Genomic DNA, 12,879 nt, shown 5'->3' on the forward strand with positions numbered 1-12,879 from the left:
TTGATATCTAGTTTAATAATATTTTTTTGCTCCTTGGTCTATTCTCTATTAAGTTGTTGATAATCATATGCAGTAAATATAAGAAAAATAAATACAAAAGTGAAATAGAGAGGAAGAAACAATACTATGATAGTAAACCCCAGACCGCAACTTTTGAAAATAATTCGTACACGTTACTGCTAACGCAACAATAGCCAGAACATCATTAAAAATCTTTCCTGTTGTAAAATCATTCTTATCCCAAGCAGAATAAATAACATAGCCATTAACCTGCAGCATCAACATAATTTCCCTAAGCAGAATATAAAAAGCTGAATAAGCCATAATGCCAAAAAGAATTTTACTTTTTAATCCATTTCCTTTTAATTTCGCTATTCCCCTCCTATATTACTCCAGTCTGACGAACTAACCTCCTTTTCATCTAATAACAAACCAAAAAATGCCGCCATTTAGGCAGCATTAAGCGTTTTATCCTTTAATGAGCTTTAAAACTCAATGAGGTCTGTGTCTGGAGGGATATATCCAAGTTGTCTGCCTATTTTTACAATTTGTCCTTTATGGTGAAATTCATGTGTAATGGTATGCGTAAAAAGCCATAATGCAGATATCTCCGCACTTCCACCCTTCTCAAAGGATACATGTAGGGTTTTATCCCAATTGCCTTTAAATTCATTCAAAAATTTAAGAACAAGATCATCAATTCTCCTAAAAACTTCGCGCATCTCCTGTATATCATTAATGGAATCTGGTCTTATTTCAGAAAGAGATGTACCAAGAGCTCGCTTTCCCAACCATACCCGATAACAATCGGCTACATGCGCATGCAAACTGCGGATAGAGTCTCCGCCAAAACTCTCAAGTTCTTTCACATAATCCGTATGTGACAAGGTTTCACAATAACGAAATAATGACTCCCTGGTTCGACGAATCAAATCATACTGGCTTTCTAATACATCCATCCTCTCGCTCTCCTTTTCGGGGGTCATTTAGGGTGCGTTTTATACAATCTGTTTTCACTATTATTTCTCTTTCAAACCCCGTAATTCCTGTTTTCATATTGATCTGATGAGTGAAAAATCCAGAATACCCTTTCCAGAGTTTTGTCATGCGCAAGAGTTAGTAATGAAAAATTATTCGGTGAACACCACCCGTATTTTTATCACAGTATCAACATAGAAATTGAGCAGGATCTTTTTTAAAATCCTATTACCGTTAATGTACTAATGATACATTGTTCCAACCTTTTCAAGATCACTTAATAAATGTTTAATTTCCTCTGGACTTAGCCTTATCGGCATTTGGTCATATAACGTAATGACTTGTCCATCCTTATCACCTTCGTGCTCCTGCAGGTAATGAAAGAGAGCCTTTAATTGATTTTCCTTAATTGTAGATTGAGTGTTAAAATGCTTAATCGTTTGTAACGAAAATTCGTTCATTTGTTCATCAAACTCACCAGAAATAATGCTTCCTTTTAAAAACATTCGTCCACTCCTCCAATGGCATTTCATTTTTTGATAGTATAACCTTAAAAATAAAACACTAGTAATGAAGAAGAATAAATACAGATAAATAATTCCCTTTATATTGGGACAACAAATGAACTAGATAATCGACTCCCTTAACGGTTATTTTGGTGCCAACCCTTCCTTTTCCTATCTGGACAAACCCTTTTTCCTTCATGCTTTCCAACTGCAGCTTTATCTTCTGTTCCTTTTTATTTTCCAATAAATAAATATAAGGTAATGAAAATCACCGGGAGCTAAATGAATACGCCAAAAAGAACAACCTCTATTTCCGCAGCGTTATTATTCAGGCAAAAGCCAATTCTGATTTGACATATCTTATTAAATTTATAGACATAGTCAAATTGGAATGTTTATGTTGATTATCTAATAAATGGGTTGAAATAACCTCCTAGTTTATGTAATAATTCTTTTAATTAAAGATAATTTGATTCGAGGTAATCACCATTGAAAAAACTGGATGATATCACTAAAGAAATAGAATTATTAAGAATTGAATTAATTGAAGCAGGTCTAAGATATGGACTGAATGCACCCGAAACCCTATATTTAAGCCAAAAGCTGGATAGTCTTTTAAACAGGCTTATCATCATCTAGTCTCCCTTACAACTATTATCCGCTTTTCAGTTCACTCAATTGCAAATGTATGTTTTAAGGCAGGATGAAGACACTTAAGCCATTATGCAAATAAAGGATTCTGGCACCTTCTGAGGATCTTTTTTATGCATGATGGCCCGCATTCTGTCTTGTTCAATGTAGCTCTATACCATCTTTTTCGAGGGCGGTTCAATTTTCCCTAACCAGACTCCCCAACATAAACCTTACATATTTCCTCCCATTATTAGATTAACACCAACCATGATCTTTAACAGACCCAACTCATAAGGGAAAGTTGCTAGTCATAGCAAGGAGACGATAATTAATTTGACCATGAAAACTGCAGCTATTTAACTTGAATCTCTTCTTTTCATCAAACAACTTAACAAATAGGATAGGAATTTGGTATTATTTTTAATGGGAGACTTAAGTGGAGGCTATCGGAATGAAAAATAACAGTGAATTATATCAATTTTTTCTAGACAAAACATGGGATTTAACAGAGGCATGGTATAAATCATTAGACAAAAGTGACCCATCTGGGGTGTATGCTTCTACTGACCCAGATGTAATAAACGCGACCAAACAGCAAAATTATGCATTTCATAAACACATTTCCGAAATCTTTATCATAGACGAAGAAGAGTTTATTGCTAGACTCGAGACATGGATCCTTGAAGTTACACAAGATGAACAGCATCTTAAAACTCCAATTCACTTTATCTTAAGAGAATTTTTCAGAACACAGGAGCAATATTTGGACTTAATGGACGATTTTGCAAACCTGCACACCACTTATACTCAGCAAGAAATAGATAGTTGGAAACGCAGGATTATTACTACTATGGATAAGGTAATGATCTGGTTTGTAGAAGAAAACCATCATTTCTCAATGAAAAGACTTCAATCCCAGCAGGAGATGATTAAGGAACTAAGTTCTCCTATCATTGTCATTGGCAAAAAAACAGCCTTACTCCCTCTTATTGGGGATATCGACACATCCAGGGCCAAATATATCATTGAAACTTCCTTATATCAATGTGCCAATAAATCTATCAGTCTTCTATATATTGACTTATCTGGTGTTGTAATGATTGATACAATGGTTGCACATCAGCTTTTCCAATTGATTGAAGCTCTAAATTTAATTGGTGTAAAATCCATTCTCTCTGGTATACGTCCTGAAATAGCTCAAACAGCCATCCAATTAGGACTGGATTTCAGCAAACTTACAATAAAATCATCTCTTCAGCTCGTAAAAGATGAATAGACGTCCCTTAATAAGCGCTCCTTTTAAAGGGGCTTTTTATTTTGACTTTTAAAATATGTGAATAGCTTACGAAAAGATGCCACGAAGACAGACAACATACGGAATTTTGCCTGGTACGTAAAGCAACAATCTAATGCGTAAACAGTCATTTATAATCAACTGCTATACTGCTTTAGGAGTGAATTTGGTGGAAGACAAACCGAATGAGGTACCATATGCCTCCAAGTATGTATTCAAAAAGTATCATAGTGATATCCAAGAGCAGATCCCACTTTGTATAAATAGGTTCTCTTTCTCCCCAATTCCCTTTTCGTTTTTTTCTTTCAAGTTTTGCTTCTTTCTTTTCATCCAATTTTTTATTCATCCTCATGGTTTATCCCCTACTGATTAATTTTAATAGGTGTTTTCTATTTTAAACATTACATAATTTCACACTACATAAAAAGGCTTTTTAACAGGAAAGTTTGTCTACACTATTAATTCACTCCTTGAATAAGTGGAGGTGATTATTAGTGTGCGATAATCAAGGTCAATATGAGATATATGATGCACAACAGAAAATTCTCAATGGTATGGAGGATTTATCAAAGGCAGCGAGCAATTTATTTCGAATCCCCGTCTTTTTCAGCCATCAAAACCTATTATCTCTTGGTCCCGCCAACCCGCCTTTTACCCAGCGGCAGGAATTTGTTATTCGTATGTTTAATGAAATAAAAAGCGTCCTACTTTTTCCCAGAACAATTCCCAACACGGATCAATACCCTGACACCACAATAGAAAATATCCGCCGTATGGTCATTTCTAGCTACGGGATGGCAGCAGTACTTCTATCACCCAACTCACCTACCGCACAAAAGGAACCGTATTCTCCTTTTCTTCAAATTGAGCCTTCTATGGGATACCAATATGGCCTTCCACTGCTTCTTGTAAAAGAAAGTACCATTCCAGCAGGCGGTATTTGGGGAGATGCAGGTCCGCTTGCCCCATTTACTCCCATTACTTGGTTTTCCAATACCACTACGGTAGATGAATTCTTTTCTAGTGTCCAATGGAAAGAAGCACTTCAGAACTGGGCAGGCCAGGTTCGAAGCGGTTATTTCATTCAAACTCAGCCGGAATTCAAGTATACGTGCAATGGGAATTAGTAATGTAAAACAGGCTTATTGAATAGGGTTTTAAACTCATAATATTATGAAAGGAAGAAATCCAAAAAATGATTTCTCCCTTTTTCTATCCTGCTTTTTCTTTAATCTTCCGTCTCATTCATTATTCTTTTTAAAATATAGCAGCTTCCATTTTCAGAAAAATACAAATATTTTCCCTGCATCCTATTAAAGGTGACCTCTTGCTTATCATAATACAGCTTCATTACTTTTTCGAATTTCTCCATTGTATCTTTTATAGGATTAATAATAATATCTTCCGTTTGTTTGACTGCAATAAACCCCTTCGGTTCCCCTTTTCTTTCTGGCTTTAATTCAGCTGCCCAATCACCATTTAATAAAATCTCAGCTGCAGTTATTTTTCTTTTCCTGTTTTGAATAGACCAGGCGTTCCGGCAGTTGCAGCGGTGAATCTTGGACTTCATTTCCCTCTCCCTGCTTTCCAGGCTGATTTTTTAAATGCACCATATTAGAGATTTTATTCGTCCAATCATAAAAATATTTATAAATTTTGCGAATCTATTCGTTTTTGGCCACCCTCTTTTTAAATCTTGGGTATGTCAGAGGACTCTATTGTTTTTTAGCTCATTCGTGTGAAACGGCCGTTTCACATGCCTTTCAACACAGCTGAAAGGTTACAGTAAAGAACTAAAAAAGAGCAGCTAACAACATAGAAATTTAACAGAGCTTAACTTAAAGCATATAAAACATGCCGGTACAAATTACACGGCAAACCAAATAAAAAGCAGCGCCGCTCGGCCACTTTTCCTATGACCGAAAGCACTGCTTTTTTTTCCGTGAGATTAGGTTCGAGAGCAATCTACATTCAAAACCTAAATACGAAAGCCCTGCCTCTCTTTCATCTTGCGATTCCTAGATCGCTCCAGTGAAAAATAAGGTTTTGACTTATGGGTAAATTTTATTTTACGCAGTAATACTAAATGGGAACATCGATTAATGTGAGAAAAAATAGAATGGTAAGCGTAGAGGGTTATATTCTATTGCGGAAGGCAAATACGATTTGTATTACTGCTTTTATCTGTGCAGCAACTCATGCACGTATCTTTCTTTTACATGAACAGAAGTGTTCTGTACATTAGATGTTAAAACTTAATAAAATTTACTACTAATACTCCCGAAGTTTTTGTTTAAATTTCTCAACTAAATTCAAACAAAATGCAACGTTAATTATTATATCATGCACACAAAAGATGTCAAGTCTATTTAATTTAATCCATCACACTAAAGCACTAAAGGGGTCAGACCCCTTTAGTGCTTTAGTGCACAAAAAAATGTGTTCAGATGCTTGAAATGAATCTGAACACATTTTTGGATAATAGCTTATGGCTTTGATGGTTTTTTCGCTGTAAAGGACAAGAGGATAAGCAGTACCAATATTACGAGCGTTACACTTGTACCAATGATATTATCCTTATTAAATAAAAACGAGATAAAAATCAGCAGCAAGGCTGCTGCACCGAAAATTGTCGTATAAGGAAATCCTTTTATCTGAAAAGCAGGGATTTCTTTATATCCTTTCCGAAGCTTGAGCTGAGACAAGCAAATGGAAATCCATAAAAGCATAACCGTAAAGCCCGGGATGGTCATTAAATAGCCGATAACCTGGCTCGGTGTTAAAAAGGCAATATACACACCAATTAGAATCAGTAAGCCCGTTAAAACCACACCATTAATAGGAGTTCCATTCTTCGTCAATTTTAAAAACCATTTTGGAGCTTCACCGCTTTGCGATAAAGTAAACAGTGTCCTGGAAGTAGCATAGATTCCTGAATTGGCCGCTGATAATACTGCAGTAAGCAATACAAAGTTCATTACGTCAGCAGCTCCAGGCAATCCTGCTTTACTAAATACCTGTACGAAAGGACTATCTTTCCCTGTAACGCTATCCCATGGAATCAGCCCGCAAATAATGGTAATAGGCAGAACATAAAAGATAATTACACGCCAAACCGTTCCTTTAATAATTTTCGGCATGACCTTATCTCCATCTTTTGTTTCTGTCACGGCGACCCCGATTAACTCTGCTCCTCCATAAGAGAACATGACCACTAAAAAGGCGCTGACCGTTCCCCCTATTCCGTGAGGAAAAATGCCGCCATGGTTTGTATAGTTTGAAATTGGATGACTTACGTCGCTTTGAATTACTCCCAGAATCATAAGAAATCCAAGAACAATAAAGGCAATGAGTGCAAGAATCTTTACACCGGCAAACCAGAATTCAAGCTCACCATAATATTTAACGGAAAATAAATTTACACAAATAACGACAAGTGCACAAATTAATCCCAATATCCATAAGGGAACTGACGGGAACCAATATTGCAAAAAGCTGCCTCCAGCCAATAATTCAACCGTTGTTACAATTACCCAGTTTATCCAGTACAGCCAGCCGACTATAAAAGAAAACCTAAATCCAAATGCTTTATGGACCAGGTGCTGAACATTTAGTTTGGGATAAGCAACCGCCATTTCTCCCAGTGCTGCCATTACAATAAACAGCAAAACCCCGCCTGCAAGATAAGCCAGTATAACACTTGGACCGGCAATTGATAGTGTATCTGCACTCCCTTTAAATATCCCCGTACCAATCATTCCTGCCAGTGCAAGAAATTGAACATGCCGGGGCAATAAACCTTTTTGTAGCTGAGATGACTTTTTCTCCATGCTGTGTCTTCCTCTCTCTATTGTTGATGGCTTTTCCGCCTAGATTTCTGCATTACGTACAAACCTGTTAAGTGCCAGGAATTCGTACGCTTTTTACGCTGGAAATGTGCTTCAAATCCAGCTTCAGTACGGCTTTTCCCAGGGGATTTACTTAACGTCATTTCTATCGCTATTATCGTTTTCCAAATAAAAAAATCCCCACCGGAAGCCTCCAGTAGGGACGATTGATTTCATCGCGGTACCACCCTAATTGCAAGCATTTTTTTGCTTGCCTCTTCATTAACATAACGGCTTCTAACCGTCTTTTCCTCATGATAAGATCATTTCGAAAAAGAACTCCAGGAGTGTAATTCATTTATATTTCCTTGCTGGCTTACACCGGCCGCCAGCTCTCTTGAAAAGTCAATATAAACTACTAAATCCCTTCAACGCTTTTAATCTATTCAATTCGCTTTAACGCTTTTATGCTTTTATGCTTTTAGGCGCTAAAGTACTTAGATAAAAATATCACCTTCCCTTTTACCTGTCAATGGTAGGTTTATCAAGTATGAAGATAATTTTACATTTTAAATAGTATCAGAAATTTCTCCAATTTAATTACATGTAAACAATTTCCCCAGAAAAGTTATGATTCGTCTTTACTCTTAATACTTTGTCTATAAGATGAATTCTTTTTAAACTTGCTGTTTTCGCTTAGATGTTGCTTTTCGAACAATGGATAAATTCGTATTTTGTCCATCGTCAAATGCAACAAAGAGGACGAAAAGAGCTTCAATCTTTTACTCAACAGGAGGAAACGATGGCAATCTGCTTTGATGCTGAACAAAAAACCTTTCATTTGCAGGCCAAGGATACCAGTTATGTGATAAAGATTTTGCGAGAGGGCTATCTTGGCCATATGTACTGGGGAAAAAAAATAAAAAAGTACCATGAAAGCAATCCAATACTATTTGTGAATCGAGGATTCTCTCCAAATCCCGATCCCAATGACAGAGCCTTTTCTCTTGATACCATTCCACACGAATATCCTGCATACGGAAATGGTGATTTTAGGGGTCCTGCTTATCAAATTCAATTGAAAAATGGATCCACGATAACAGATTTACGTTATGCCTCCCACTACCTTTACAAAGGAAAGAAAAAGCTCGATGGACTGCCTTCGACCTATGTGGAGAGCGAGGCAGAAGCGGACACACTCGTAATTGTTCTGGAGGATGCACTTATTGGTTTACAGGCTGAGCTATCTTACACCGTATACAATCATCTGGATGTCATCACTAGAACGGTACAGCTGAGAAACAACGGCAATGAATACGTAAAAATCCTTAGAATTTTAAGCGCCAGTATAGACTTCAGAGATCATGAATTTGATTTACTAACCTTGCATGGCGCCCATAATAATGAGCGAAATCTGTCAAGGCGGCCATTACACTCTGGAGTCCAGGCAATCGAAAGCAGAAGAGGTGCGAGCGGTCCGCAGCAGGATCCATTTTTTGCTTTGCTGCGAAAAAATACAACCGAGGACCTGGGTGAAGTATTTGCTTTTAATTTTGTTTACAGCGGTAATTTCCTGGCCCAAATTGAAGTAGATTCCTTTCAAAATAGTCGTGCCTCTATGGGGATTAATCCTTTTGATTTCACCTGGCTGCTGGAGCCGGGAGAATGCTTTCAAGCCCCTGAAGTTGTGCTGGTGTATTCTTCTTCAGGGCTTAGCGGGATGTCTGCTGCCTTTCATCAACTCTATAGAACACGCTTATGCAGAGGAAGACACAGAGATCTCCTTCGGCCTGTTTTAATCAATAATTGGGAAGCTACCTATTTTAACTTCGATGAGAAAAAAATAAAAAAACTTGCTCAAGAAAGCAAGAAGCTTGGGATTGAATTACTTGTTCTGGATGATGGATGGTTTGGTAAACGGGATAATGATAAGAGCTCTCTGGGAGATTGGGTTGTCGACACACACAAGCTTCCGAACGGCCTCGGTCCCTTAGGGAATTATATAGAGAGTCTGGGAATGGAATTCGGCCTATGGTTTGAACCGGAAATGGTTTCTGAAGACAGCCAGCTTTACTCTGAGCATCCAGACTGGTGCCTTCATGTTCCCGAACGTCCCAGAACAACAAGCAGAAGCCAGCTGGTGCTCGATCTCTCGCGTGCAGACGTTTGTGAATATATTATTGATTCTATTTCAGCCATTCTTACTAGCGCTCCTATCAGTTATGTAAAGTGGGATATGAACCGCCACATGACCGAGATAGGCTCCTCCCTGCTTTCACCTGACAGGCAAAGGGAGACTGCTCACCGCTACATGCTGGGACTCTATCAGGTACTTGAAACCCTGACTGCAAGGTTTCCCGATATCTTATTTGAAGGATGTTCAAGCGGGGGCGGCCGCTTTGACGCTGGAATGCTTTACTATATGCCGCAAACCTGGGCAAGCGATAATACGGATGCAATCTCACGTTTAAAAATACAGTATGGAACAAGTTTGGTATACCCGCCTATTACGATCGGCGCTCATGTATCTGCCATTCCCAACAAACAGATGGGGAGAATTACTCCATTGGATACAAGGGGATATGCAGCGATGTCAGGAAACCTGGGGTATGAATTGGACGTTACAAAATTGACAGAAGAAGATCGCCAGGAAATAAAACAACAGATTGCCCTTTATAAGGAAATACGCCATCTTATACAATTTGGCTCCTTTTATCGAATTCTCAGTCCTTTTGAAAGGAATAGTGCTGCCTGGAACTTCATTTCTGTAAGCCAGGATGAAGCAGCAGTCTTTTATTTCAGGGTCTTAGCCATGCCGGCAGCACCAATTCAAACACTAAAGCTGAAAGGACTTCACCCTGATTATCTTTACCAGGATATTAAGACAAAAAAAGTATACGGGGGTGATGAATTAATGTACACCGGATTGACCCTTCCAAATATGAAAGAGGACTTCAGGAGTTTATTTTGGATAATTAAAAAAGTAAACGGCTAAGAATCAGAGTCCACTAACAGAGACTACATTGGCTAAACAGGAAATAACCTAAAATAAAACGTAACCCTTCATCTAAAATCTGGAAAGGTTACGTTTTTTCAAATGGCAATTCCCTTATCAATTATTGAATTTAGCAAAACCTATTAGTTAATTTGATTTTTCCGAATTACTTCCTGATACCATTTATAGCTTTCCTTTGGTGTACGCTCAAGTGTTTCATAATCGACATAAATAATACCAAACCGTTTTGAATACCCAAATGCCCATTCATAATTATCCATAAACGACCAGACATAGTATCCTTTTAGATTCCCATTTTCTTCGATGAATCGGTGTGCGGCTGAAAAATGATCTTGGAGATACTTAATTCGGTCATGATCTTCAACCTTCCCATCCATTTTTTGATCCTGGAATGCAGCGCCATTTTCCGTAATATATAGCGGTATATCTGTATACTCTGTTTTGATGCGGGTTAATAAATGATAGAGGGATTCCGGATGAATACCCCAGCCCATGTCGGTCACATTTTCTGTTTCGCTAATGTTCGCTGCTCTTAAAATATCATCATTTTCATCTTCTTCAATAATGCTGTGAGTATAGTAGTTAATACCCAAAAAATCCAATTGGCCGGATATCGAATCAAGATCCCCCTCTTTTACAAAGTGAAGGGGTCCAAATCTTTTTTCATATAGTGCCATCATGTCTTCCGGGTAGTTCCCTTTAAAAATCGGATCCAGGAACCACCTGTTGGCAAAACCATCCGAGCGCTTAGCTGCTGCAGCATCCTTTTGAGCATTTGTTGCAGGTACTGCTGGTGTCAAATTCAGGGTGATGCCAATCTCACCGTCCAATCCCATTGAGCGGAATGCTTCTACAACTTTGCCATGAGATAACAGTAAATGATGCGACGCAATTAATGCTTCATTCCAATCTGTACGGCCAGGAGCATGAACACCGAGCGCATAACCCAGAAATGCTGCACACCATGGCTCATTATGAGTAATCCAGGATTTAATTCGGCTTCCAAAAGCTTCAAACAGCACATTGGCATACGCTACAAAGTGATCGACTGTTTCGCGATTGGTCCACCCGCCTTTGTCCTGAAGCCATATTGGCAAGTCCCAATGATAGATTGTGGCAGCCGGCGTGATTCCCTTTGCCTCTAATTCATCTAATAAGCGCTTATAAAATTCAAGACCTTCAGAATTAAACTTTCCTTCCTCAGGAAAAAGCCTGGGCCATGCAAAAGAAAAACGATAAGACTGAATTCCAAGCTCGTCCATCAGCTGGACATCTTCCGGATATCGGTGAAAATGATCGCAGGCAATCTCTCCGTTTTGTTGTTTGTAAACCTTTCCCGGTTGACGGGCAAAACGGTCCCAGATAGACTCTCCTCTTCCTTCTTCATGTCCGCCGCCTTCAATCTGGTAGGAGGCAGTAGCTGCCCCCCACTTAAATGATTCTGGAAATGCCTTCATTGACGCTCACCCTTTCTTATTTAAGTGGCTCTGTTAAGTATCTAATTTGATAACTACTCGTTTTTTAGCTCATTTCCTATGGGCTGAAAGGAAATGAGCTACAAAACAATGGAGTCCTTTCATAAAGCCGATTAAACATATGAAATTTTTTATTTAACCAAAGAAACCTTATATGTTTCTTTAACCCCATTGTTCCTTTTTATCCAAGTGGTGGCAGGCTGCAAAGTGGTTTTTTGTAGGCTGCTCCAGTGCCGGCATCCTCTCTCTGCAGACATCAGTGGCTAATGGACAGCGATGAACAAATGGACAACCCTTTCTGCCAATAGATAAATCTGGAGGGTCATTACTCATATTCGTCAGGTCTATTTGGGAATCACTTCCTGGTGTCGCTGCCAGCAACAATCGGGTATAGGGGTTTAAAGGGTTTTTAATTAATTCTTTGGAATCCGCAATTTCCATAACCTTTCCGCCATATAAAACCATAATTCGGTCCCCAAAATAGCGTGCAGATGCTAAATCATGCGTTATATATAAATAAGACAAGCCCAGCTCTCTTTTTAAATCATTCATCAACTGTAAAATTCCTGCCCGTATGGAAACATCCAGCATGGAGGTTGGCTCATCTGCTACAATGAATTGTGGATTCACCGCCAAAGCTCGGGCAATGGCAAGACGCTGCCGCTGCCCGCCTGATAATTCATGAGGGTGTTTTTTTCGAATTTCATTCACGGGTGTTAAACCAACCTGAAGGAGCAATTCGGTCACTTTTTGGTCTAATGCCTTCCCTTTATATCCCTGATGCCTCCTTAATGGGAACATTACATGGCTTTCGATGGTTTTAACAGGATTCAATGACCCGAAAGGATCTTGAAATATCATTTGTGCAACTCGCCTATATTCTTTAAGCTCCTTGCCCTTTATTTCATTTACCTTTTTCCCAAGAACCGTAATGGTTCCATCTGTGGGCTTCAATAATCTGACCAATGCCCGTCCTATGGTAGTTTTGCCGCTGCCGGACTCTCCAACTAAAGCCAGTACCTCGCCTTTTTTAATTTCAAGGTTCACCTTGTCAACAGGTGTAATAAATTTCTTTTTACGCTCGCCGCGGACTGGATATTTTATAACGAGATCCTTAACCTCTACTAATGCAGATGACTGATCCAAGAGT

11 protein-coding genes and 1 other annotated feature are annotated in these 12,879 nt (G+C 38.6%); of the genes, 4 read left to right on the top strand and 7 right to left on the bottom strand.

What is annotated here, in order from left to right; genetic code table 11:
- Positions 1-485: 485 nt before the first annotated feature.
- Both A5N88_RS12525 and A5N88_RS12530 read right to left on the bottom strand, forming a co-directional pair.
- Entirely contained in the window at positions 486-959 is a 474-nt protein-coding gene (locus A5N88_RS12525; protein WP_066266530.1) for a DinB family protein, read from the bottom strand.
- 261 nt (positions 960-1,220) lie between these two features.
- The gene (locus tag A5N88_RS12530) at positions 1,221-1,484 is read right to left on the bottom strand and encodes a hypothetical protein (protein WP_066266532.1); all 264 of its coding nucleotides are present in this window, start codon (positions 1,482-1,484) and stop codon (positions 1,221-1,223) included.
- Between the two features lie 489 nt (positions 1,485-1,973).
- Between A5N88_RS12530 and A5N88_RS24390 the strand changes: the two genes are divergently transcribed.
- Together A5N88_RS24390 and A5N88_RS12540 are read left to right on the top strand one after the other, a co-directional pair.
- Entirely contained in the window at positions 1,974-2,123 is a 150-nt protein-coding gene (locus tag A5N88_RS24390; protein WP_083953140.1) for a Spo0E family sporulation regulatory protein-aspartic acid phosphatase, read from the top strand.
- A gap of 445 nt (positions 2,124-2,568) precedes the next feature.
- Positions 2,569-3,393 carry an STAS domain-containing protein gene (locus A5N88_RS12540; protein WP_066266537.1) on the top strand — a complete coding sequence of 275 codons (825 nt, stop codon included), beginning with the start codon at positions 2,569-2,571 and terminating at the stop codon, positions 3,391-3,393.
- A gap of 172 nt (positions 3,394-3,565) precedes the next feature.
- Here A5N88_RS12540 and A5N88_RS12545 read toward each other — a convergent pair whose 3' ends face one another.
- Positions 3,566-3,763, bottom strand: coding sequence for a hypothetical protein (locus tag A5N88_RS12545; RefSeq protein ID WP_066266539.1), 198 nt, complete (start codon positions 3,761-3,763; stop codon positions 3,566-3,568).
- Between the two features lie 142 nt (positions 3,764-3,905).
- Here A5N88_RS12545 and A5N88_RS12550 point away from each other — a divergent pair, with 142 nt between their 5' ends.
- Entirely contained in the window at positions 3,906-4,538 is a 633-nt protein-coding gene (locus tag A5N88_RS12550) for a hypothetical protein (RefSeq protein WP_083953141.1), read from the top strand.
- A gap of 101 nt (positions 4,539-4,639) precedes the next feature.
- Here the strand turns inward: A5N88_RS12550 and A5N88_RS12555 are convergent, their stop codons facing one another.
- Both A5N88_RS12555 and A5N88_RS12560 read right to left on the bottom strand, forming a co-directional pair.
- The gene (locus tag A5N88_RS12555; RefSeq protein ID WP_066266541.1) at positions 4,640-4,981 is read right to left on the bottom strand and encodes a hypothetical protein; all 342 of its coding nucleotides are present in this window, start codon (positions 4,979-4,981) and stop codon (positions 4,640-4,642) included.
- Between the two features lie 916 nt (positions 4,982-5,897).
- Positions 5,898-7,241, bottom strand: coding sequence for an amino acid permease (locus A5N88_RS12560; protein ID WP_066266543.1), 1,344 nt, complete (start codon positions 7,239-7,241; stop codon positions 5,898-5,900).
- 213 nt (positions 7,242-7,454) lie between these two features.
- Positions 7,455-7,679 (bottom strand) — a binding site (T-box leader).
- Between the two features lie 361 nt (positions 7,680-8,040).
- Between A5N88_RS12560 and A5N88_RS12570 the strand changes: the two genes are divergently transcribed.
- Positions 8,041-10,233: an alpha-galactosidase gene (locus A5N88_RS12570; RefSeq protein ID WP_066266549.1), complete on the top strand. Its 2,193-nt coding sequence runs from the start codon at positions 8,041-8,043 to the stop codon at positions 10,231-10,233.
- A 143-nt stretch (positions 10,234-10,376) separates the two neighbouring features.
- On the opposite strand, the gene A5N88_RS12575 is transcribed toward A5N88_RS12570, so the two are convergent.
- Together A5N88_RS12575 and A5N88_RS12580 are read right to left on the bottom strand one after the other, a co-directional pair.
- The gene (locus A5N88_RS12575) at positions 10,377-11,711 is read right to left on the bottom strand and encodes a GH1 family beta-glucosidase (protein WP_066266553.1); all 1,335 of its coding nucleotides are present in this window, start codon (positions 11,709-11,711) and stop codon (positions 10,377-10,379) included.
- Between the two features lie 180 nt (positions 11,712-11,891).
- Positions 11,892-12,875, bottom strand: a complete 984-nt coding sequence (locus tag A5N88_RS12580; protein WP_066266555.1) for an ABC transporter ATP-binding protein — start codon at positions 12,873-12,875, stop codon at positions 11,892-11,894.
- Positions 12,876-12,879: the final 4 nt, after the last annotated feature.

The sequence above is a fragment of the Heyndrickxia acidicola genome, assembly GCF_001636425.1.
Taxonomy (GTDB): domain Bacteria; phylum Bacillota; class Bacilli; order Bacillales; family Bacillaceae_C; genus Bacillus_AE; species Bacillus_AE acidicola.